At 69.4% G+C, this 21199-nt stretch carries 22 protein-coding genes and 1 tRNA gene; 16 read left to right on the forward strand and 7 right to left on the reverse strand.

What is annotated here, in order from left to right:
- Window positions 1-9 precede the first annotated feature (9 nt).
- Entirely contained in the window at window positions 10-384 is a 375-nt protein-coding gene (locus tag FKR81_RS02580) for an STAS domain-containing protein (RefSeq protein WP_146349260.1), read from the forward strand.
- A gap of 142 nt (window positions 385-526) precedes the next feature.
- Window positions 527-603: transfer RNA gene (locus tag FKR81_RS43245), tRNA-Pro, on the forward strand.
- A 153-nt stretch (window positions 604-756) separates the two neighbouring features.
- Here the strand turns inward: FKR81_RS43245 and FKR81_RS02585 are convergent.
- On the reverse strand, window positions 757-3225 hold the full coding sequence (locus tag FKR81_RS02585; protein ID WP_186762715.1) for a helix-turn-helix transcriptional regulator: 2469 nt from the start codon (window positions 3223-3225) through the stop codon (window positions 757-759).
- A 67-nt stretch (window positions 3226-3292) separates the two neighbouring features.
- Here FKR81_RS02585 and FKR81_RS02595 point away from each other — a divergent pair, with 67 nt between their 5' ends.
- Window positions 3293-4171 carry an SDR family NAD(P)-dependent oxidoreductase gene (locus tag FKR81_RS02595; protein ID WP_146349263.1) on the forward strand — a complete coding sequence of 293 codons (879 nt, stop codon included), beginning with the start codon at window positions 3293-3295 and terminating at the stop codon, window positions 4169-4171.
- Between the two features lie 126 nt (window positions 4172-4297).
- Here the strand turns inward: FKR81_RS02595 and FKR81_RS02600 are convergent, their stop codons facing one another.
- Both FKR81_RS02600 and FKR81_RS02605 read right to left on the reverse strand, forming a co-directional pair.
- Complete coding sequence (locus FKR81_RS02600; protein ID WP_146349264.1) at window positions 4298-4501, reverse strand: HPr family phosphocarrier protein; 204 nt, start codon at window positions 4499-4501, stop codon at window positions 4298-4300.
- A complete protein-coding gene (locus FKR81_RS02605) occupies window positions 4485-4745 on the reverse strand; it encodes a PTS sugar transporter subunit IIA domain-containing protein (protein WP_222598157.1) in 261 nt (86 codons plus the stop codon). The genes FKR81_RS02600 and FKR81_RS02605 overlap by 17 nt, the downstream gene beginning before the upstream one ends.
- Window positions 4746-4755: 10 nt before the next feature.
- Between FKR81_RS02605 and FKR81_RS02610 the strand changes: the two genes are divergently transcribed.
- Entirely contained in the window at window positions 4756-4965 is a 210-nt protein-coding gene (locus FKR81_RS02610; protein WP_146349265.1) for a hypothetical protein, read from the forward strand.
- A gap of 13 nt (window positions 4966-4978) precedes the next feature.
- Here FKR81_RS02610 and FKR81_RS02615 read toward each other — a convergent pair whose 3' ends face one another.
- Entirely contained in the window at window positions 4979-5848 is an 870-nt protein-coding gene (locus tag FKR81_RS02615) for a helix-turn-helix transcriptional regulator (protein ID WP_235921247.1), read from the reverse strand.
- A 130-nt stretch (window positions 5849-5978) separates the two neighbouring features.
- Here FKR81_RS02615 and FKR81_RS02620 point away from each other — a divergent pair, with 130 nt between their 5' ends.
- On the forward strand, window positions 5979-6674 hold the full coding sequence (locus FKR81_RS02620) for an SDR family NAD(P)-dependent oxidoreductase (protein WP_146349267.1): 696 nt from the start codon (window positions 5979-5981) through the stop codon (window positions 6672-6674).
- 338 nt (window positions 6675-7012) lie between these two features.
- Here the strand turns inward: FKR81_RS02620 and FKR81_RS02625 are convergent, their stop codons facing one another.
- Window positions 7013-8392 carry a KamA family radical SAM protein gene (locus tag FKR81_RS02625; RefSeq protein WP_146349268.1) on the reverse strand — a complete coding sequence of 460 codons (1380 nt, stop codon included), beginning with the start codon at window positions 8390-8392 and terminating at the stop codon, window positions 7013-7015.
- A 108-nt stretch (window positions 8393-8500) separates the two neighbouring features.
- On the opposite strand from FKR81_RS02625, the gene FKR81_RS02630 reads away from it, so the two are divergent.
- Both FKR81_RS02630 and FKR81_RS02635 read left to right on the forward strand, forming a co-directional pair.
- Window positions 8501-8974 carry an FxsA family protein gene (locus FKR81_RS02630; RefSeq protein ID WP_146349269.1) on the forward strand — a complete coding sequence of 158 codons (474 nt, stop codon included), beginning with the start codon at window positions 8501-8503 and terminating at the stop codon, window positions 8972-8974.
- Between the two features lie 3 nt (window positions 8975-8977).
- Complete coding sequence (locus tag FKR81_RS02635; RefSeq protein ID WP_186762716.1) at window positions 8978-9550, forward strand: GNAT family N-acetyltransferase; 573 nt, start codon at window positions 8978-8980, stop codon at window positions 9548-9550.
- On the opposite strand, the gene FKR81_RS02640 is transcribed toward FKR81_RS02635, so the two are convergent.
- Complete coding sequence (locus FKR81_RS02640; protein ID WP_146349270.1) at window positions 9547-10497, reverse strand: S-adenosylmethionine:tRNA ribosyltransferase-isomerase; 951 nt, start codon at window positions 10495-10497, stop codon at window positions 9547-9549. The two genes, FKR81_RS02635 and FKR81_RS02640, sit on opposite strands and share 4 nt — an antisense overlap.
- Window positions 10494-11093 carry an SDR family NAD(P)-dependent oxidoreductase gene (locus FKR81_RS02645; protein ID WP_146349271.1) on the reverse strand — a complete coding sequence of 200 codons (600 nt, stop codon included), beginning with the start codon at window positions 11091-11093 and terminating at the stop codon, window positions 10494-10496. Before FKR81_RS02645 ends, FKR81_RS02640 begins: the two co-directional genes overlap by 4 nt.
- 124 nt (window positions 11094-11217) lie before the next feature.
- On the opposite strand from FKR81_RS02645, the gene kdd reads away from it, so the two are divergent.
- From kdd to FKR81_RS02690, 9 genes are all read left to right on the forward strand, one after another.
- Window positions 11218-12228, forward strand: coding sequence for an L-erythro-3,5-diaminohexanoate dehydrogenase (gene kdd / locus FKR81_RS02650; protein ID WP_146349272.1), 1011 nt, complete (start codon window positions 11218-11220; stop codon window positions 12226-12228).
- 52 nt (window positions 12229-12280) lie between these two features.
- On the forward strand, window positions 12281-13768 hold the full coding sequence (locus FKR81_RS02655; protein WP_146349570.1) for an amidohydrolase: 1488 nt from the start codon (window positions 12281-12283) through the stop codon (window positions 13766-13768).
- A 2-nt stretch (window positions 13769-13770) separates the two neighbouring features.
- Window positions 13771-15339: a lysine 5,6-aminomutase subunit alpha gene (gene kamD / locus FKR81_RS02660; RefSeq protein ID WP_186762717.1), complete on the forward strand. Its 1569-nt coding sequence runs from the start codon at window positions 13771-13773 to the stop codon at window positions 15337-15339.
- Window positions 15336-16079: a lysine 5,6-aminomutase subunit beta gene (kamE, locus tag FKR81_RS02665; RefSeq protein WP_146349274.1), complete on the forward strand. Its 744-nt coding sequence runs from the start codon at window positions 15336-15338 to the stop codon at window positions 16077-16079. The genes kamD and kamE overlap by 4 nt, the downstream gene beginning before the upstream one ends.
- Window positions 16076-16468, forward strand: coding sequence for a 3-aminobutyryl-CoA ammonia lyase (gene kal / locus FKR81_RS02670; protein ID WP_146349275.1), 393 nt, complete (start codon window positions 16076-16078; stop codon window positions 16466-16468). Before kamE ends, kal begins: the two co-directional genes overlap by 4 nt.
- 140 nt (window positions 16469-16608) lie before the next feature.
- Window positions 16609-17160, forward strand: coding sequence for an RICIN domain-containing protein (locus FKR81_RS02675; protein WP_186762718.1), 552 nt, complete (start codon window positions 16609-16611; stop codon window positions 17158-17160).
- A 158-nt stretch (window positions 17161-17318) separates the two neighbouring features.
- Window positions 17319-18731 carry a DUF4331 domain-containing protein gene (locus FKR81_RS02680; RefSeq protein WP_146349277.1) on the forward strand — a complete coding sequence of 471 codons (1413 nt, stop codon included), beginning with the start codon at window positions 17319-17321 and terminating at the stop codon, window positions 18729-18731.
- An 11-nt stretch (window positions 18732-18742) separates the two neighbouring features.
- Window positions 18743-19861, forward strand: a complete 1119-nt coding sequence (locus tag FKR81_RS43250) for a tetratricopeptide repeat protein (RefSeq protein WP_186762719.1) — start codon at window positions 18743-18745, stop codon at window positions 19859-19861.
- Window positions 19858-21189, forward strand: a complete 1332-nt coding sequence (locus tag FKR81_RS02690; RefSeq protein WP_235921250.1) for a nickel/cobalt transporter — start codon at window positions 19858-19860, stop codon at window positions 21187-21189. The genes FKR81_RS43250 and FKR81_RS02690 overlap by 4 nt, the downstream gene beginning before the upstream one ends.
- The last annotated feature ends 10 nt before the right edge of the window (window positions 21190-21199 follow it).

Raw genomic sequence — 21199 nt, forward strand, 5'->3', positions numbered from 1 at the left:
GGAGGTGTCGTGGTCACCGGGGACGAGGGCGTGGTGGTGCCATTGCGGGTGGACACCGAGCGGCGTGAGGATGCTGTGGTTCTGCGGGCAGCGGGCGATGTCGACTCCTACACGGCCCCGCTGCTGCGTGATCGCCTGGCCGCGGCGTTCACCGACGCGAAGAGCGGCGGGCTCCCAGTGGTGTTGGATCTGAGTGGCGTCGACCTTTTCGCGTCGTCCGGCCTCTCGGTGCTGGTCGACTACCACGTGCTCGGTGTCGACCGAGGCACGCCGCTGCGGCTGGTGGCGCCTGCCGGGAGTGTGCTGCGGGCGCTGCGGGCCACGACGCTGAATGAGGTGCTGGAGCTGTACTTCAACCTGGCCGAGGCCCTGGCGACTTCCTGAGCCGCAGCGCGTGTTGAGTCGAACTCCGCTGGCGCCTTCCGCTCATCACGCACTGTTCGAGCGGCCGTGCGTCTGGGGCAACATCCACATGTGCTTCGCCCCGGAGATGCCGCACGGTAGCTTCAAGTCCTCGGGCTAAGGCAAGGACCTGTCTCGCTTCGCGGTGGCAACAGCACTTGAGCTGGGGTCAAGGGGTCGCAGGTTCAAATCCTGTCGTCCCGACGGCCAAGAGGGTCTTTGCAGCTCAGGTGCTGTGGAGGCCCTCTTTTTGTGGTCTTGTTCGGCTCCGCCATACCGAGCATGCCGCTCGTAGACTCCTTGACTCACGTGGTCGCGGCGCTGTCCATGTGCGACCACCAAGCAGCCAAAAGCTCATGAGAACAGGTCCAGCTCGCGCAGCTGAGATCTGCTTGCTATCCCCAGTTTGGGGAAGATCTTGTACAGGTGATAGCCGACGGTCCTTGGGCTGAGGAACAAGCTTGCGCCGATCTCCTTGTTGGTCAGGCCCTTCGCCGCGAGCCGCGCGACGCTGAGTTCCTGTGGCGTGAGTTCGAACTTGGTGCCGGTGGCGGGACGGAGCTGACGCGCCGCCGCCGAGGTCCAGTGGGTCGCGCCCAAGTGCGTGAACGTGTCGTGGGCCAGCCGTAGCTGTGAGCGGGCCTGGTGTTTGTTGCGGCGCAGCCATTCGCCGTGCAGCAGGGCCGCGCGGGCTTGCTCGTGAGGATGGTCGGGGAACGCCTCGGAGGCGGCCTTGGCGAAGAGGTCCGGCGCGTCGGTGAGCAGTGCCTGGGCGCGATAGCTCCTGCTTCGCATGAGTGGTGTTGCGGCGGACGGGAGCATGACGTGGTCGGCCGGCGTTCTGGTGCGGACGCAGGCCTCGACGAGATCGGCGGCTGCCCACTGGCTGACCAGGGTGTGTCCCGTGGGAGAGGTTGGTTCGGTGATCGAGGACAGATGTGAGACCGCGGTCGCGTTGTCACCCGTGGACAGTGCGAGCAGGCCCAGTGCCCACTTCGCTTTGGCCGCGGCCAGACGGTTGTGCAGCGGGATTGCCATGGCAAGCGCTGCAGAGGCGTGACGACGGCACAGCTCGGGATTCGGCGCCACGAGTGCCAGCACGGCGTGGAAATCGGCGGCACGGGCGCGTTGACCGGTTTCCTGTGCCGAGCGGAGTCCTTCCGTGGCGCGGGAGAACGCCGAGGCCCAGTGGCCCAGTTCGTGTTCCAGCTCGGCCAGCCACAGCTCGGGGAACGCGAGCACGGCTTGCATCCCGTTGGTGGAGAACGATGTCCGGGCCTCGACGCCGAACCGCAGCGCGGCTCGCGGGTCGGCGCCGTAGCGGGCGATCACGAGCGGCCACAGCCATTGGTGGACGTCGCTGTGCCGCAGCGCCGCCGGTGCGGTGGCGCGCAGCTGCCACGGGTCGGCGTCGATGGTGCCGTCTCGCAGCCGGGCGAGGTGATCGACGAACACCGCGAAACCCAGGTCCGCACCGGCCTCGGACAAGCGGGCCAGCGCGGGCGAGGTGCCGATGTCAGCGTGGAGTGCGGCGGCGACCGCCATGAAGAGCAGGCCGACGGCTTCTTCGGGTGGTCTGCCACGTGCCGCGCGCACCAGGTGGTCGTGGGCCGAGCGTTGGTCGTCGTCGCTCAACGCGATGAGGCCGTGCAAACGGTCCAGGGCCGCGACGTCGGAAACCGATGCGCTCAGGGAACGGGCAAGCGTCGGCTGGCCCGACTTCCACGCCGCGTACCCCGCGGCGGCCAGCCTGCGGTCGCGGGAAGGCCGCGAGGACAGGGACGCGGCGCGGCGGAGCAGGTCGGCCGCGGTCGACAGGCCGCCGCACGAAGAGGCGTCGGCAGCGGCGATTTCCAGCGAGGCCGCCAGTTCGTCGTCCTGGCCGGACGCGGCCAGCGCGCAGTGCCACAGCGCGCGGCGTGGCTCTCCCCGTGCGATCAGTTCGTCGGCGAGCGCACGGTGCACAGCGCGAGGGGCGCGGATGCCCTGATAGATCGCCGAACGGACCAGCGGATGATCGATTGCGGCCGGGTGCGGCTCGATGCCGAGCCGGTGGGCGGCGCCGGCGTGCACATCGGATCGATCCGTGCCGTCAGCCGCCACGATTTCGAGGAAGGGCAAGGCGTCTGCGGGCAGGCGGGCGGTGAACGCCGTCCGCAGGCGATCGCTCAGCGGTACCACCTCGAGAAACGACTGGTGGGCGCACTCGACCATCGCGAGTGGATTTCCGGCTGTCGCAGTGAGCAAGGCGCGTCGTCTCTCGGCCGGCACGTCGAGCGCGTCGAACAACGGGCCGGCGGCCGCGAGCGACAATCCGGACAGCGCCAGTTCAGGCAAGTCCGGCGAAGGGCCGTCGGTGGCCAGCACGAATGCGATGGGCGCGTCAGCGGCGCGGCGTGCGCAGAACGACAGTGCGGTGGCCGAGGCACGATCCCACCACTGCAGGTCGTCGACGATCACCAGCAACGGCCCGGCCGACCGTAGTAGCCGCAGCACAGCCGTGTACAGCAGGAGATCCGTGCACGGGGCGTCGGAGCAGCCCAACACCACCTCGACCGCCGACTGGTGCGGCTCGGGCAAAGCCGAGAAGTCCAACGGGGACAGCAGTTGCTGCAACCCGGCGAACGGGAGCTCCGACTCGGCCTCGACACCCGCCGTGGACAACACGGTCATCTCCGGCGCACGTTCCGCGGCCCAGCGCAACAGCGTGGTCTTGCCGATGCCCGGCTCACCTCGCAGCACCAGCGCGCCACCGCGTCCCGAGCGCGCCGTGGTCAGCAGCGCGTCCAACTCCTCCTGCTCGCCGTCCCGCCCGTAGATCACATGTCCCAAGCTAGACCAGTCGTTCTGACAGATGCCCGGTCATGACGATTTGCCGAAGATCAAGGACATGAACAACAACCTCAATCGCCGCACGATTCTGACCGCTGCGGCCGCGGCGGGCCTGGCCATAGCGGCTCCCGCCCACGCGAAGGCCCGTGGCAAGGTCGTCCTCATCACCGGTGGCACGTCAGGGATCGGCAAGGCCACGGCCAAGGCGTTCGCCGCACAGGGTGCCAAGGTCGGCTTCTGCGGCCGCCGCGAACAACTCGGGCGGCAGGTCGAGCACGAGATCCGCAAGGCCGGCGGCGAAGCCACGTACATCCGCGCCGATGTGCGCAAACCCGACGAGGTCAGAGCGTTCGTCGACGCTGTCGCCATCCGCTACGGAGGCCTCGACATCGCCTTCAACAATGCCGGCATCGGCGCCTCTGGCATGCCGCACGAACTCACCCTCGAACAGTGGGATGACGTCATGGACACCAACGCGCGCGGTGTGTTCCTGGCGATCAAGTACGAGATCCCCCACATGCTCAAGGCCGGGCACGGCGTCATCATCTGCACCTCGTCCACAGCGGCCGAGCAGGCCCGGCCGACCGGCGCCGTGTACAGCGCCGGCAAGCGCGCCGTCCAAGGCATCGTGAAAGCAGCGGCGGTCGCATACGGCACCAAGGGCATCCGGATCAACGCGATCCTGCCGGGCACCACCGACACGCCGTTCGTCCGGCCGCCGGGCATCCCCGACGAGGCCTGGGCGAAGTTCAAGGCCGCGTACGGGCCGCTCAACATCGACGGCATCGAGCGGATGGCCGAACCCGAGGAGATCGCGAACGCCGTGGTCGGGCTCGCCGCCGACGGGTTCGGCTACCTCAACGGAGCCTCCGTCGTGGTGGACGGTGGTGCGACGGCGGGCCGCAAGATGGTCATGCCGCCGGGTTTTCCCAACTGAATGGCCGACCAGCTGCACTGATCATCGCATCGTTCCCGAGATGCCGGTCTGGAAACGTGGCGCGCCTCGACGTGTGCTACCGCAGGCACTCCTTTACGTTCCGACGGTCAAGGGGGTTCTCGCAGGTCAGATACTGCGAGGGCCCAATACGGCGAGGATCCCTGTCGCGTCGACCGTCCTGCCCTGGTGTGTGATCTCCAGTCTGCAGGACAGTTGCGCGGCCGCTCTGGCCAGCCTGCCTGCGGGGCGTGCGTGCAGGTGCGCGGGCAGCACGACGTCGATCTCGGCCGTGTCGCCGGTGTGCAGGGACGTGTCAGAACCTGGTGGCATGGCGGGCCTCCTGTGCAGCGGTCGTGACTGCGGCGAGATCGGCACCGGTCGTCGCGGCGACCGCAGCGGCAACCGCACCTTCGACGAATGGTGCGTCCACAAGCACCACGTCATCCTGGGCGTGGTCATCCAGCACCGCGCGGGTGGTGATCACCGAGCTGCCGAGGTCGGGCAGTTTGAGGCCGGTGTTGGTACCGGCGTCTGTGGCGGAGATCAGCACGAAGTCGACCATCTGGTCGGCCAAGTTGATCGCGGTGCGAGACGTCAGGGACCAGGATCAGCGGATCGATTCGAGCGTCGCCCTTGGGCATGACGAGCAGGTCCGTGTGTGCGGTGAGCGCTTCTCCGATGGTGCCGGAACGAATGCGGTGCTTCGCAGCATCAAGAAGTTGGCGGATGTACTGGTGTGTTTCCTCGTCCAGCAGACCGATGATGTGGTCCAGGTCGTCTTGGCCGCGTTGTGACATGGCTGAACCACTAGCCGAGGACGGTGCCCTCGGCCATGGTCTGGGTGCCGATGACGTCGAGGAGCTTGAGCTTGCCCGCCGCGTCGCTGCCGGGAGCGGCGGTGCAGGCCACGACGCGCAGATCGCTGCCCGGCGCGATGAGCACGTCACAGTCGAGGGTGAGCGTTCCCACGTCCGGGTGGCCGATGGTCTTGGTGTCGGTCTCGTGCACACCCACGATTCCGGTGTCCCACAGGCGTTCGAAGGCGGTGCTGGCGTCGCGCAGGTCCTTGATCAGGGAGCGCAAGGCGGTGTCGGCGGGGTAGCGGGCGGTGGCCGCTCGGAGGTCGGCGACGACGGCCGCCTCGAAGCGAGCAAGCTGCGCGGGGGTGTGGCTGACTCTGCCGGGCAGTCCGGTGAAGTGGCGCCACACGACGTTGCGCTCCCGTCCCCGCTGCGCGGACGGGTCGCCGAACAGCGCGGACCACAAGGGGTTCCAGAGGATCAGGTTCCAGGCGGCGTCGTGCACGCTCAGCGGTGTGCCGTCCAGCTGGTCGAGCAGCCGGTGGACGCCTGGGGGGATGTGGGCGGACAGCCGTCCGGGGCCGGGCGGCCGGTGCCCGGCGAGCAGGAACAGGTGCTCGCGCTCGGCCGCGGACAGTCGCAGGGCGCGGGCCATCGCGGACAGGACCTGCGGGGACGGCGACGTGGCCCGGCCCTGTTCCAGGCGGACGACGTAGTCCACCGACAGTCCGGCGAGCTGCGCCAGCTCCTCGCGCCGCAGCCCGGCGGCTCGGCGGACGCCGCCGACGGGCAACCCGACGGCCTCAGGCAGTGTTCGGTCACGCCAGCCGCGCAGCGCCCTGCCCAGGTCCTTGCCCGCGTTCTCCGATGCGTTCACCTCTGCAGTATCCGGCTGTCGTGCCGGAACAGCCTGGTACTGGCAGTCCACAGGCAAAGGACGGTACTGCCTGTTCGTTCCGGGTGCGGCCACGGTGGAGACCACAACACCGACTCCCCGGAGGCAAGACATGACCACCACACTGATCACCGGAGCGAACAAGGGCTTGGGCTTCGAGACCGCCCGTCGCCTCATCGCCTTGGGGCACACCGTCTACATCGGGGCGCGCGATCCTGAGCGCGGCCAGGAGGCAGCCTCGAGGCTGGGCGCCCGCTTCGTTCAGATCGACGTGACCGACGAGGACTCCGTCAAGGCCGCCGCCGAGGTCGTCCGTCGGGACGCTGGCAGCCTCGACGTCCTGATCAACAACGCCGGGATCGCGGGCGCGGGAAAGCCGGTCGGCGAGGTCACCGCGCAGGACATGCAGACCGCCTACGACACCAACGTCTTCGGCGTCGTGCGCGTCACGCACGCTTTCCTGCCACTGCTCGAGACCGGCGCCACGGCGGTCGTCGTCAACGTCAGCAGCGGCCTGGGATCACTGGCGGCGACGACCGACCCCGACCGCGTCGAGTACCACGTGGCGTTGCTGGACTACAACTCCTCCAAGACCGCCCTCGTCATGATCACCTCGCAGTACGCCAAGGCATTTCCGGCCATCCGGTTCAACGCCGTGGATCCCGGCTACACCGCCACCGATCTCAACGGCCACCAGGGCACCAGCACCGTCGAGGAGAGCGCGGACATCATCGTCCGCATGGCCACCATCGGTGCCGACGGCCCGACCGGCGGCTTCTTCGACAAGGACGGCCCGGTCGTCTGGTAGCTCGTTCCGCGGCGCCGTCCAGCTGTCGCTGGGCTTCTGATCGCGGCATGTTGCCTGATCAGAGGGGCTTTCTCGTGTCTCTAGTTCGATCATGATCCCGATCTTGCTGGGGACCATTTGGAGGCCTGAGTGACCAACTTAGTGACAACGGTTCTAGCTGGCCGCAGGGAAGACGCCGTCGCTGGACTGTCTACTGTGGCTTGATCAGGTCGTCCTACAGGCCGTCAGAGAAAAAATCGCAACGGGACGCAACGCGACGTGACGGGCCTGGCCTGCGGAAATCGGCGTGCGAAGGCCGGTCGCGGAAGCAGCTCCGCGACCGGCCTGAATCGCCCGACTTACTGGTTGGCCCACCAGTTCTGGCCGGTCTCGCCGAGCGTGGAGATCGGGTCGTAGTAGGGGTACTGGCGGTCCAGGGCCTCGGGGTCTTCGAGCTCGATCCCGGTGCGGTAGTTCTTGGTCCAGTAGGAAATGCCCAGCTCGCGGTCGTAGGAGGCGAGTTGGTGCACCCACCGCTTCCCGACGTAGGGCACGTCGCACACGATGCGCGGTGTCGCGTACCCGGGCAGGTAGCCCATGATCGCGTGCTGGAGCTCCTGTGCCTCCCAGACGGCGACGCGCCAGTGTTCGGCGTTGGGGATCATGTCGCACATGTAGAAGTAGTACGGCAGGATGTTCGCTTCCCCTTGCAGGGCGAAGCAGAGGTCCAGCAGGTCGTCGGAGGTGGCGTTGACGCCCTTCATCAGCACGCCCTGGTTGCGCACGTCGCGCACGCCGACTTCGAGTGCGGTGCGCGCGGCCTCGGCAACGAGGGGCGTGACGGACTGGGCGTGGTTGACGTGGGTGTGGATCGCGAGGTTCACGCCGCGGCGTGAGGCGGTGCGGGCGACGCGCTCCAGGCCCTCGACGACGCGGGGCTGGAGCCAGTGCTGTGGCAGGCCGGCGAGTGCCTTGGTGGCGAGGCGGATGTCGCGGACGGTGTCGATGTCCAGCAGGCGCATGAGGAACGACTCGAGTTGTGGCCACGGCACGTTGGCGACGTCGCCGCCGGAGACGACGACGTCGCGGACGCCGGGTGTGCGCTTCAGGTAGTCGATCATCTGGTCCTGGCGGTCGACCGGCTTGAGCGACAGCTTGTGCTTGTCGATCAGCGGCGTGGAGTTGCCGACGAGGTCCATGCGGGTGCAGTGCCCGCAGTACTGCGGGCACGTCGACACCATCTCGGCCAGCACCTTGGTCGGGTAGCGGTGGGTCAACCCCTCGACGACCCACATCTCGGCCTCGTGCAGCGAGTCGCGCTGCGAGTGCGGGTGGCTCGGCCACTGCGGGTCGCGGTCCGACGCGACCGGGATCATGTAGCGGCGGATCGGGTCCGCGTAGAACGCCTCGGTGAACTCGTCGGCTGACGCCGTCGGCGCGCACGTGTTGAGCATCTGCGGCGGCATCAGCATCGACATGGTCGCCATGGCCGTCTGGTCGGCCTCGAGGTCGGCGTAGAACGCCTCGGAGAGCAGGTCGCCCATGACCTTGCGCAGCTGGCGGATGTTCTTCACGCAGTTCACGCGCTGCCACTGGGCGTCGCGCCACTGCGCCTCCGTCACGTCCTTCCAGCCGGGGAAGCGCCGCCAGTCGGGCTCCACCAGCTCCTTGCGGACGTACGTGTACGGCTGGCGGTCCAGCCGCTCCAGCGCGGGTGCGACGTCATGCAGCGCAGTCATCCGTACTCCCTGGCGTCGAGGTTGCGTGAAGATATCTTGTCATATGACCTCTTGGCCGTAAATATTTCGTCACGGGAGCAATCCACGGGCACAGAGCGTTAAGGGGATATGCCAGTCTTCGTGCTCCTGCTCGCCGGCGTCGTCGCCGAGATCGCCGTGCTCATCGCCGTCGGTCAGGCCATCGGCGTGCTCTGGACGCTGCTGCTCCTGATCCTCGGCACCGTCGTCGGCGTGCAGCTCATGCGGCGCGAGGGCTCGCGGACGATGGTCGCGTTCACCGAGGCGCTGCGGACGCGCCGCGTGCCGCACCAGGAGATGGCGGACGGCGTCCTCATCGCCGCCGCGGGCGTGCTGATCATGGTGCCGGGGTTCGTCAGCGACGTGGCCGCGTTGTTCCTGCTGTTCCCGCCGACGCGGCGGCTGATCAGCCACCGGATGGCCATCAGGGCCGAGGCGCAGGCGCTGCGGTTCGAGCACGAGCGCCGCTTCGGTGCCACGCCCGGTGTCGTGGACGGTGAGGTCGTCTCCGAGGAACCCGTCGTGATCGTCGAACAGCGCCGCGAGCTGCCACCTACGATCTGACCTGTGGAGATTCGCGCCTACGAACCCGCTGACCTCGGCGAGGTGTACGAGATCTGCCTGTTCACCGGCAACGGCGGGCGCGGCGCCCAGCACGAGTTCGACGACCCGATGCTGCTCGGCCACGCGTTCGCCGCTCCCTACGCGGCACTGCACCCCGAGCTGGCGTTCGTCAGCGTCGACGGCGAAGGCGTGAGCGGCTACGTGCTCGGCGCGCTGGACACCGAGGAGTTCGAGGAACGCCTGGAGCGCGAGTGGTGGCCCCCGGCCCGGCAGCAGTACCCGGAGACGGACAACCGGGTGGTCCAGCACATCCACCACCCGCCGCGCACCGACCTCGACCTGGTCCAGCGCTACCCGTCGCACCTGCACGTCAACCTGCTCGCCAGAACCCGCGGACAGGGCGTGGGCGCCGCGCTCGTCGACACCCTGCTCGACGCGCTGGCGCAGCGGGGATCACGCGGCGTGCACCTGCACGTGCGGCACCACAACACCCACGCCATCGGCTTCTACCGGCACCTGGGCTTCACCGAGGTCGAGAGCACCCCGGAGAAGCTCGTCTTCGGCAAGCTCTTCTAAGGCAGGAACAGCATCGAGTCGCCGAACTCGTGCCACAGGTACCGCTCCCGCACCGCCTCGTCGTACGCCGCCGCGACCAGCGACGTTCCCGCCACCGCCTCCAGCAGCCCCAAGTGCGACGCCTCCGGCGCGTGCAGGCCGGTGATCAACCCGGTCACCAGCTGCGCGGGCCGGTCCGGCCCCAGCACGAGGTTCGTCCACCCGGACAGTCCGTACTCGAGGGTGGACTCCAGCGCCCGCACGACGGTCGTCCCCACCGCCACCACGCGACCGCCGGCCAGCCTGGTCGCCTCGAGCAGCCGCGTCGTCGGCAGCGGCACCGAGTACCGCTCCGGCATCGGCGGCTCGTGCGACTCCGGTGACGACACCCCGGTGTGGAGCACCAGCGGCGCGACCGTCACACCGCGCGTCATCAGCCGCACCAGCAGTCGCGACGTGAACGGCCTGCCCGCCGACGGCATCTCCGCGCTGCCCGGCGCGTCGGCGTAGACGGTCTGGTACTCGGACAACGGGTACGAACCCGCCAGGTACGAGTAGCGGATCGGACGGCCGTGCGCGCGCAGGAAGGCGACGGGTGCGACGGACGGCGTCACGACCGCCCGCCACAGCCGCGGCGACCCCAGGTGCGGCTCGACGAGCCGCAGGAAGTGCCCGTCCGGCAACGAGATCACCTGGCCGGGAGAACACGACAGGTCAGGGCCGTCCGGCAGTCGCACCTCGACCACCCACGACCCGTCGTCGAGCCAGGTCGACACGTGCACCCGTCCGAGCGCGGCGGGCAGCGTGGCGGAGGTGTTCACGACGAGCAGGTCGCCCGGTGCCAGCGGCAGGTCGCGGAACCGGTGGTGCGACAGCCCGGACGGCCGCGCCACCAGCAGCCGCACCGAGTCGCGCGGCGACGTGGGCGCGATGGCCGAGCTGCCCGGCGGCAGCGCGAACGTGATCACGAGTACCTGCCGCTCGGCCGGTCCGACTCGATCAGGTCGATCAGCCGCGGCACCACCGTCTCCGGTGACGGCCGGTCGGAGATGTCCTCGCCGGGGAAGGCCTCCTGGTGCATGGCGGTGTTCATGTCGCCCGGATCGAACGAGTAGATCCGCAGGTCGGGGTGCTCGACAGCGAGGACGGCTGTGAGCTGGTCCAACGCCGCCTTCGACGAGCCGTAACCGCCCCAGCCCTCGTAGGCCTCGACGGCCGCGTCGGACGAGATGTTCACGACCGTCGCCGGCCGGACCAACTGGATCAGCGCCAGCGGTGCGAGCGCGTTCACCGCGTACACGTGCGCCAGCTCGTCGAGCGGGTAGTCGAGCAGCCCGGACAGGCCGGGCCCGAGCACGGACGCGTTGTTGACGAGCAGGTCGAACGGTCCGGCGGCGGCCAGCGCCGCGCGGTGGGCGGGGTCGGCGACGTCGCCGACGATGATCTCCGGTACGTCGGACGGATGGCGGGCGTCCACGACCACGCGCCAGTCGCGGCGCCGCAGTTCCGCGGCCAGCGCGCGGCCCAAACCGCGCGAGCCGCCGGTGACCAGTGCAGACTTCATGCCACCATCGTCAAACCTCGACATGACTAGAGGTCAAGCGGTATTCGGTGGTGAGGCTTGCGGGATCTCAGGGCTCCACGTGAAGATATTGCTGTCATCCCGACTTCGACCGAAGGATTTACACGTGAGCGCGTACGGCCTGCATCGCGTCATCGAACCGTCCGGCGTCCTGCCCCAGCAGGCGTGGCGGCTCGACGCGGACCCCGCGCCGCACGCTGACGAGGTCGTCGTCGCCGTCGAGCGGCTGAACCTGGACGCCGCGTCGTTCCGCCAGCTGCGCGAGGAGCACGGCAGCGGCGACCGGGTCCGCGAGGCCGTCCTGGAGATCATCCGGGAACGCGGCAAGATGCAGAACCCGGTCACCGGCTCCGGCGGCATGCTGCTCGGCACCGTCCTCGAGGTCGGGCCGGACTCGCCGCTCGGGCTGAAGGCGGGCGACCGGGTCGCCACGCTGGTCAGCCTGACCCTCACCCCGCTGCGCGTCACCGACGGCCTGCAGGACTGGAGCGGTGAGGACGAACAGGTCCCGTGCCGCGGCACGGCCGTCCTCTTCGGACGGTCGATCGCCGCGAAGCTGCCCGACGACATGCCGCACGAGCTGGCGCTGTCCGTGCTCGACGTGTGCGGCGCTCCCGCGCTCACCGACCGCGTCGTGCGGCGCCGCGCGAACCCGTCGGTGCTGGTCCTCGGCGGTGGCGGCAAGTCGGGCTCGCTGTCCTTGGCCGCCGCGCGGCAAGCAGGCGCGTCCCGGCTGGTCGCGCTCGTGCCGACCGAGCGCGAAGCCGCCCAGGTCCGCGCGGCCGGGCTCGCCGACGAGGTCGTGATCGCCGACGCGCGCAACCCGGTCGCCGTCGCGGACGCGGTCGGCAAACCGGTCGACGTCACCGTCGTCTGCGTGGACGTGTCCGGCTGCGAGCACGGTGCGATCCTCGCCACGGCCGACGGCGGCACCGTGATCTTCTTCTCCATGGCGACGTCCTTCAGCGCCGCCGCGCTCGGTGCCGAAGGCCTGGCCGCGGACGTGGAGATGCTGGTCGGCAACGGGTACGTGCCCGGACACGCCGAGTTCGCGCTCGACCTGCTGCGCACGCAGCCGGGTGTGCGGGCACTGTTCGAGCAACGGCAGACTGCGTGACGTGACTACTCTTCTCCTCGGCGGCCGCATCTACGCACCGGACGCGACGGCGATGGCCGTCGCGGACGGGATCATCGTCTGGATCGGCCAGGACTCGGTCGGGCGCGCGCTGCACCCGGACGCCGAGGTCGTCGAGCTGAACGGCGCGTTCGTCGCGCCCGCGTTCGTGGACGCGCACGTGCACGCCACGTCGGCAGGCCTGCTGCTCACCGGACTGGACCTGACGAAGACCGCGTCACTCGGCGAGCTGCTGACGAAGATCGCGGAGGCGGACGGCCCGCTCGTGTGGGGACACGGCTGGGACGAGACGCGCTGGCCGGAGAACCGCCCGCCGACGCGCGCCGAGATCGACGCCGCGGCGGGGGACAAGATCGTCTACCTGTCCCGCATCGACGTGCACTCCGCGCTGGTCAGCAGCTCGTTGATCACCGACGAGACCCGCGAGGCGGACGGCTGGTCGCAGGACGGTCCGCTCGCGCGCGCCGCGCACCACCACGTGCGCGGAGCGGCTCAGGCGGCGATCACGCCCGAGCAGCGTCTAGCCGCCCAACGCGCGTTCCTCTCCTACGCCGCCAGCAAGGGCATCGCGTCCGTGCACGAGTGCGCCGGCCCGGACATCTCCGGCGTCGACGACCTCGCCGGGCTGCTCACGCTCACCGACGGCCCCGAGGTCGTCGCGTACTGGGGTGCGCACGAGAACATCGGCCTGCCGATCCGCGGCCTCGCCGGTGACCACTTCGTCGACGGTGCCATCGGCTCCCGCACGGCCGCGCTGACCGAGCCGTACACCGACCTGCCCGAGACGTCCGGTGCGCTGTACCTGGAGCCGCAGCAGATCGCTGATCACCTGGTGCGGTGCACCGAGGCCGGGCTGCAGGCCGGGTTCCACGTCATCGGTGACGCCGCGATGGCCGCGGTGGTCGAGGGCTTCGAACGCGCCGAGAAGGTCGTCGGCACGCCCGCGCTCGCCAGTGCAAGGCACCGGCTGGAGCACGTCGAGATGGTCTCCGCGGAGCAGGCGGCGAAACTGGCCGGGTGGGGCGTGGTGGCCTCCGTGCAGCCCTTGTTCGACGCCGAGTGGGGCGGACCGTCCGGAATGTACGCACAACGCCTGGGCGCCGAGCGCGGAGTGGGGCTCAATCCCTTTTCTCGCCTGGCCGCCGCCGGGGTGCTGCTGGCGTTCGGCTCGGACACGCCGGTGACCGCGATCGACCCGTGGGCCGCGGTGCGCGCCGCCGTCCACCACCGCACCGACGGCTTCGGCATCTCGCCGCGTGCGGCGTTCACCGCGCACACGCGTGGCGGCTGGCGCGCGGCCGGTGTCGACGACGGCGTGACCGGCACGCTGCAGCCCGGCGCGCCCGCGACCTACGCGGTGTGGGAGACCGGTGACCTGGTCGTCGCCGGGTCCGACGCGCGGGTGCAACGCTGGTCGACCGACCCGCGCTCCGGCGTGCCCGGACTGCCGGACCTCAGCGGGCCTCTGCCGAACTGCTTGCGCACTGTTCTCAATGGACGGACGATCTACCAAAGGGAGTGACAATGGCGTTGCTCGACCTCGATCCCACGGTGGTCGCCACCGCGCGGAAACTCGCCGCGCGGGCGGCCGAACCCGTGGTGTCGATCGCCAAGGCGCACACCACGGTCGCGGTCGAGCGCGCCACGCTGCGGCTGGCCGGGATCACCGGCGCGGACTCCACGCACCGCGCGGGTGACGTGCCGTGGGTGAACCGCGTGATCGACACCGTTCGAGAGCAGTGCGGGCTGGAGCACGGCGTCGTGCTGCCGGCGTTCCACGCGTTGCGGGAGAACAACATCGCGACGCTGACCGAACTGGCCGAAGCGACCGCGGCCGGGCAGGTCCGGTTCACCGTGCCCGCCGGTCGTGACCGCGACCGCGCGGCCAAGGCCGGCGGCACCGCGGTCGCCAAGGGCATCAAGACCGTCGACCGCAACCGGGCGCAGCGCGACAAGCTCGTCACGAAGCTGGGCGACCCGCCGCAGCGGCCGTGGATCTACCTCATCGTGGCGACCGGTGACATCGACGAGGACGTCGTCCAGGCGCAGAACGCGGCCCGCGCGGGCGCGGACGTCATCGCGGTGATCCGGTCCACCGGACAGTCCCTTCTGGACTACGTGCCGGAAGGCGCCACGCACCACGGGTTCGCGGGCACGTACGCCACGCAGGAGAACTTCCGCATCATGCGGGCGGCGCTGGACGACGTGTCGAAGGAGGTCGGCCGGTACGTCCGGCTGACGAACTACGCGTCCGGCCTGTGCATGCCGGAGATCGCCGTGCTGGCCGGGTTGCAGCGACTCGACATGATGCTGAACGACTCGATGTACGGGATCCTGTTCCGCGACATCAACCCGATCCGCACGTTCGTCGACCAGCGGTTCTCCCGTCAGGTCCACGCGCGCGCCGGGATCATCATCAACACCGGTGAGGACAACTACCTCACGACCGCCGACGCGGTCGACGCCGCGCACACCGTCACCGTGTCGCAGCTGCTCAACGAGCACTTCGCGCACGAGGCCGGGCTGCCGGACCACCTGCTGGGCCTCGGCCACGCGTTCGAGATCAACCCGAAGGTGCCGGACTCGTTCCGGCTGGAGCTGGCGCACGCGCTGCTGGCGCGCGAGCTGTTCCCGGACGCGCCGCTGAAGTGGATGCCGCCGACCAAGCACATGACCGGCGACGTCTTCAACGGCTACCTGCTCGACGGGTTCTTCAACCTCGCCGGAGTCCTCACCGGACAGTCGATCCTGCTGGTGGGCATGATGACCGAGGCGGTCGTGACGCCGTTCCTGTCCGACCGCGACCTCGCGCTCGCGAACGTCCGCTACGTGCTCAACGCGGCGGGCAACCTGGCGGAGGACTTCCGGCCGTCGCCGGACGGCCTGATCGTGAAGCGCGCGCACCAGGTGCTCGGCGAGGCCGTCGACCTGCTCGAGCGGATCGTCGACGACGGCCTGCTCAACGCGATCGCGGACGGCACGTTCGGCCTGATGAAGCGCCCGGCTGATCAGGGCAAGGGCGCGGACGGCGTCGTCGAGAAGGCGGACGAGTACTTCAACCCGGCGTCGGAGCTGCTGGAGGCGGGCGAATGAGCAGGTACGTGCGGCCGTACGGGGACACCACGGGCGACGGCATGATCCAGACGTCGTTCACGCTGCCGGTGCCGTTCGGCCCCAAGGCGGACGGCGCGGCGTTGCAGCTGGCGAACAAGATGGGCATGGACCCGGCGATGGTCGTGCACTCGCACGCCATCGGCGCGGACTTCACGTTCTTCGTCGTCTACGGCTCGGTGAAGCACCTCGTCGACCTCGACGAGGTGCGCGTGGTCGAGCGCGAGTACCCGCTGCTCTCGCCGTCCGAGGTGAACACGACGCTGAAGAAGTTGTTGCGCCGCAAGTTCGTCGTGGTCGGCGGCTGCATCGGCACCGACGCGCACACCGTCGGCATCGACGCGATCCTCAACATCAAGGGGTTCGCGGGGGAGAAGGGCCTCGAGTACTACCGCGAGCTGAAGGTCGTGAACCTCGGCGCGCAGGTGTCGGTGCCCGAGCTCGTGCGGCGCGCCAGGACCGAGAAGGCCGACGCGGTGCTCATCTCGCAGGTCGTCACGCAGCGGGACGCGCACATCCTGAACACCCAGGAGATGGCCGCGGCGTTCCGGGAGGCGATGGGCGACCGGCGTCCGCTGCTCGTGGCGGGCGGCCCGCGGTTCGACCCGCTGATGGCGGGGGAGCTCGGCGTGGACAGGGTTTTCAGTCGCGGCACCACACCGGGCGAGGTCGCCTCGTACCTGGTGCACGCGGTCCAGGAGAAGAAGGGCGTCGCGGCGTGAACCTGTACGAGGGCTTTTCGGTCACCCACCGGCGTTACGTGCCGCATTCGCACGCGCACTACGGCGGCAACCTCGTCGACGGCGCGTACGGCCTCGGCATGTTCGGCGACGTCGCGACCGAGCTGCTGATCCAGACCGACGCCGACGAGGGCCTGTTCGCCGGGTACGACAAGGTCGAGTTCCTCGCCCCGATCCAGGCCGGTGACGTGATCGAGGCGACCGCGACGCTCACCCGGATCGGCAACCGGTCCCGCACGCTCGACTTCGAGGCCCGCGTCGTGTGCCGCTCGGCCCCGGTGCGCGGGCCGTCGGCGGCCGACGTGCTCGACCCGCCCGTCGTGGTCACGCGGGCGCGTGGTGTCTGCGTGGTGCCCAAGCCCGCGGAGTGAAGTCGCCAGTGGCCTCACGTTTTGGCCACGAACGAATGGATTGCCGCGGCACGCTGTGCTGATCGACAGTTGCTCCAGGCGACGGTGCGGGGACACCGACGTCAAGGGGAAAGCTCGATCAACGGAGTGCTATGAGCACCTTGAAGAAGCTTGTGAGAGGCATTGCTGTCACGGCCGCGGCGTTGGCGTTGGCACTGACCTCCACGGTCTCGTCCAACGCCGAACCGGACACGCGTGCCGTCATGGACGTGCAGAAGGTGGACGGGGCGAGCGCACAGGCGTACGGCCACATCATCAACAACAACAGCGGGATGTGCCTCGCGGTCCCTGGTGGCAGCACCCAGGAGGGCCTCGGCCTGATCCAGTGGGGCTGCGGTGGCTGGGAGGACCACTACTGGCAGCTCGAGCCGTGGGACGTCAACGGTGTGCGCCACTACCAGATTCGCAACGCGAGGTCGCAGCAGTGCCTCGCGGTGCCCGGCAACAGCCAGGAACGAGGCGTGCAGGTCATTCAATGGGGTTGCGGCCAGTTCCCCGACCACTTCTGGCGGGTCATCCCGGCCGGTGGCAAGTCGCAGCTGAAGAACTTCGGGACCGGCCAGTGCCTCGCGATTCCAGGCGCCAGCAAGGTCCAGGGCGAGCGGGTCATCCAGTGGCCGTGCGGGACCTTCCCCGACCACTACTGGAGGTAGGGGCCAGTACGACTGAGCCGGGCCGGAGGCGTGTCACACGCCTCCGGTCCGGTGTTCGTCGTGGGTCGGGCTCCGGTTCGACCCATTCGAAAAACCTTTGAACCGCAAGGCTTCCTGCTTCCGAACCCTCGCCGTGAGCTGGTGAAGGGAGCAGGTTCATGCCCACTAGGAGACAACGATTAGGGCGCACCGTCGGTGTGCTCGCGGCCGTCGCGGTGGCGGCCGCCGTACCGGGGATATCCGGTGCGTCGAGCCACCGCGAGGCGCCGCTCATCGCGGCGGACCCGTACGTCGACAACACCGACGTGTACGCGTTCGTCAGCCCGGACAACCAGGACACCGTCACGCTGGTGGCGAACTGGTTCGGGTTGCAGGAACCCAATGGTGGCCCCAACTTCTACCCCTGGGCCACGGACGCCAGGTACGACATCAACATCGACGCCGACGGTGACGCGGTGCCCGACCAGACCTTCCGGGTCACGTTCACCACCGACGACCGGCGCGGCAAGGACACGTTCCTGTACAACAAGGGGCCGGTCAAGTCGATCAACGACCCGAACCTGTTGTTCAGGCAGAACTACAAGCTGGAGGTCGTCGACTCAGCGGGGAAGAGCAAGACCCTCGTGCAGAGCGGGAGGGCCGCGCCGTCCAACACGGGCTGGGCGTCGTTCCCGAACTTCCAGACGATCCGCGACCAGGCGATCAGCAAGCTGCCCGGTGGCGGACAGGTCTACGTGGGTCCGGCCGACGACTCGTTCTTCCTCGACCTGCGGGTGTTCGACCTGCTGTACGGCGGGAACCTGCAGGAGGTCAACCAGGACACGCTGATGGGCTACAACGTCAACACCATCGCGATCCAGGTGCCGAAGTCGATGCTGGCGCTCAAGGGTGACGCGAAGCGCAACCCGGTGATCGGCGTGTGGAGCGACACCGAGAAGCGCACGCTCAAGCTCGACCCCGGCAAGGCGACCCCGCAGGGGCCGTTCGTGCAGGTGTCGCGGCTGGGCAACCCGCTGGTGAACGAGGTCGTGTCGTCCGCGGCGATCAAGGACGCGTTCAACGGGCTCGAGCCGGTGAACGACGGCAAGGTGCAGGCGCTGCTCGACCGCGTCACGAACCCGGAGCTCGCCAGGCTCATCGAGGCGATCTACGGCATCAAGGCACCGATGACACCCCGCAACGACCTGGTCGAGATCTTCCTGACCGGGATCACGACCAAGGCGGGCGGACCGATCAAGGTCGATCTGAACTCGCAGCTGATGAACGCCGACGTGAACCCCAAGAAGTTCAGCCCGTCGGAGATGCTGCGGCTCAACATGTCCACGCCGGTGACGGAGAAACCCAACCGGCTCGGTGTGCTCGGCGGTGACCTGCAGGGGTTCCCGAACGGCCGCAGGCTCACCGACGACGTCGTGGACATCTCGATCCAGGCGGTCGAAGGAGCGGCGTTGACCGGCAAGCTCGTGCCGGCGCTCGCCAAGGGTGACCGGGTGAACGCCAACGACGTTCGCTTCGGTGACAAGTTCCCGTACCTGGCCCTGCCGAGCACCAAGGCGGTCAACTCCCGCTAGGAGTTCTTGCGATGAGGAAGCTCCTCGTAGTTCTGGCCTGCCTTCTCACGGTCGGCGCCTGTGCCCGGACCCCGGAACCACCGGTGCAGCAGAAGTCGATGCTGGAACGCACCGTGTCGGGGTTGCAGGACAAGCTCCGCCGGTCGCCGGAGAACGCCGAGGCGTGGGCGGTGCTCGGTTCCGCGTACGTCGAGATGGCCCGCGCCACCTCCGATCCCGCGTTCCACCAGCGGGCTCGGGGTGCGCTGGACGAGTCGGTGAAGATCCAGCCGGACGGCAACGGCTCGGCCATGATCGGGCTGGGTGCGCTGGCCAACGCGCGGCACGACTTCACCGCCGCGCGTGACTGGGCGGTGAAGGCGGTCGCGGTGCGGCCGGACTCGGCCGAGGCGCAGGGCGTGCTCGTCGACGCGCTGACCCAGCTCGGCGACGACACCGGTGCATCGGTTGCGCTGCAACGGATGCTGGACCTGCGACCGGGCGTGGCGTCGTTCACGCGCGCCTCGTACCACTTCGAGCTGCACGGCAGGGTGGACGAGGCGCGGGACGCGCTGCGCACGGCGCTGGACTCCGCGTCGTCACCGGAGGAAGAGGCGTTCTGCCACTTCCACCTCGGCGAGCTGGCGTTCAACGCCGGTGCGCTGGACGAGGCGGCCGGGCACTACGAGCGAGCGAACTCGGAACAGGGGAAGGGAAGGGTCGCTGCGGCGCGGGGGCGCACCGACGAGGCGCTCGGGCACTACCGGGCACTCGTCGCACGGGTTCCCGCGCCGCAGGACCTGGTCTCGTACGGCGAGGCGCTGGACGCGGCCGGTCGCCGGGAGGAGGCCGCCGCGCAGTACTCGCTGGCGTTGGAGCAGCTGCGGGCGTTCGGCGGTGACGACCTGACGGCCGCGCTGATCGCGGCCGACCACGGTTCGCCCGAGGAAGCGCTGCGCTTCGCGTCGGCGGAGTGGGGCAAGCGGCAGAGCGTGTTCACCGCGGACGCCATGGCGTGGGCCCTGCACGTGAACAAGCGCGATGCGGAAGCTCTGCCGTACGCGGACAAGGCGATTGCTTCGGGGTGGCGTGACCGGACCGTCGTCCGGCACCGGGACGCCATCGTGGCGGCGTTGGGGAGTGCGCGATGAGGGCGTTGCTGATCGTGCTGTTCGGTCTGGCGGGCGTGGTGCTCTTCGGGGGTGTCGCTTCGGCGCACCCGTTGAGCAACCTGAGCATCAACCACTACGACGGGCTGCGGGTGCACGCCGACCGGATCGAGGTGCAGTCCGTTGTGGACAGTGCTGAGATTCCGACGCTGCAGGACAAGTCGGGGCGCGACGCCCGGTCGCGGTGCGGCGACGTGATGTCGTCGTTCGACGGCATGGTCGGGTCGCAGCGCCTGACCTGGCGGGTGGACGACGCGTCCGTCGAGCGGCCGCCCGGCGAGGCCGGGCTGCCGACCACCCGGCTGACGTGCCGGTTCAGCGCTCCGATCGTGGTGCGCGACGAGGTCGAGGTGGCGTTCAGCGACTCCTACCTCGACGACCGGCCCGGCTGGCGGGAGATCACCGCCGTCGGCGTGGACGTGTCCGTGACGGGTGCGCCCGCGTCGACCGTCAGCGACGAGCTGCGCCGCTACCCGGACGACCTGCTCTCCTCCCCGCTGGACGTGCGCGCCGTGCGGTTCGTCGCGCAACCCGGTGCGGGGACGGTGGTTCCCGGTGTCGTGGGGAAGGCGACCTCGGCGGTCACCGGGCTGGTCGGCGACCTGACGCCGGTCGTCGGCGTGGGTGCCGTGCTGCTGGCGCTCCTGCTCGGGGCGGGGCACGCGGCGCTGCCCGGTCACGGGAAGACCGTGATGGCGGCGTACCTGGCGGGTTCGAGGGGTACTCGCAGGGACGCGTTCCTGGTCGGCGCCACGGTCACGTTCACCCACACGGCCGGGGTGCTGGTGCTCGGGTTGCTGCTCAGCGTGTCCAGCGTGATCGCGGGGGAGTCCGTGCTGCGCTGGCTCGGCGTCGCCAGTGGACTGCTCGTCGCCGTGATCGGCGGGTTCCTGCTCCGCTCGGCCATTCGTGCCCGGCGCCGCGGCGAACCGGCACTCGTCGGCCACGGACATGGGCACGGTCACGGCCATGGGCACGGCCATGGGCACGGTCATGGTCACGGGATCAGCCGGGCCGGGTTGCTGGGCATGGGTGTAGCCGGAGGACTCGTGCCCAGTCCCTCCGCGCTGGTGGTGCTCCTGGGCGCGATCGCACTGGGCCGCACCTGGTTCGGCGTGGTCCTGGTGTTCGCCTACGGCCTCGGCATGGCGGCGACCCTCACCGCGGCAGGGCTGCTGCTGGTGTCGCTGCGCGACCGCCTGGAGCGGTTCGGAAAATTCCGCAAGATCACGAACTTCGCACCGGTCGGCACGGCCGCGCTGGTGTTCGTCGTTGGACTCGGTCTGGCCACGCGTTCGCTGGCCTTCTAGGGGAGTGAAG

It is taken from the genome of Lentzea tibetensis (assembly GCF_007845675.1).
In the GTDB taxonomy this organism is placed as follows: domain Bacteria; phylum Actinomycetota; class Actinomycetes; order Mycobacteriales; family Pseudonocardiaceae; genus Lentzea; species Lentzea tibetensis.

Coding starts and splice junctions, on each gene's coding strand:
- FKR81_RS02595 (WP_146349263.1), top strand. CDS start 3,293: ATGAACAACAACCTCAATCGCCGCACGATTCTGACCGCTGCGGCCGCG.
- FKR81_RS02600 (WP_146349264.1), bottom strand. CDS start 4,501: ATGCCACCAGGTTCTGACACGTCCCTGCACACCGGCGACACGGCCGAG.
- FKR81_RS02620 (WP_146349267.1), top strand. CDS start 5,979: ATGACCACCACACTGATCACCGGAGCGAACAAGGGCTTGGGCTTCGAG.
- FKR81_RS02625 (WP_146349268.1), bottom strand. CDS start 8,392: ATGACTGCGCTGCATGACGTCGCACCCGCGCTGGAGCGGCTGGACCGC.
- FKR81_RS02630 (WP_146349269.1), top strand. CDS start 8,501: ATGCCAGTCTTCGTGCTCCTGCTCGCCGGCGTCGTCGCCGAGATCGCC.
- FKR81_RS02645 (WP_146349271.1), bottom strand. CDS start 11,093: ATGAAGTCTGCACTGGTCACCGGCGGCTCGCGCGGTTTGGGCCGCGCG.
- FKR81_RS02655 (WP_146349570.1), top strand. CDS start 12,281: ATGGCCGTCGCGGACGGGATCATCGTCTGGATCGGCCAGGACTCGGTC.
- kamD (WP_186762717.1), top strand. CDS start 13,771: ATGGCGTTGCTCGACCTCGATCCCACGGTGGTCGCCACCGCGCGGAAA.
- kamE (WP_146349274.1), top strand. CDS start 15,336: ATGAGCAGGTACGTGCGGCCGTACGGGGACACCACGGGCGACGGCATG.
- FKR81_RS02680 (WP_146349277.1), top strand. CDS start 17,319: ATGCCCACTAGGAGACAACGATTAGGGCGCACCGTCGGTGTGCTCGCG.
- FKR81_RS43250 (WP_186762719.1), top strand. CDS start 18,743: ATGAGGAAGCTCCTCGTAGTTCTGGCCTGCCTTCTCACGGTCGGCGCC.
- FKR81_RS02690 (WP_235921250.1), top strand. CDS start 19,858: ATGAGGGCGTTGCTGATCGTGCTGTTCGGTCTGGCGGGCGTGGTGCTC.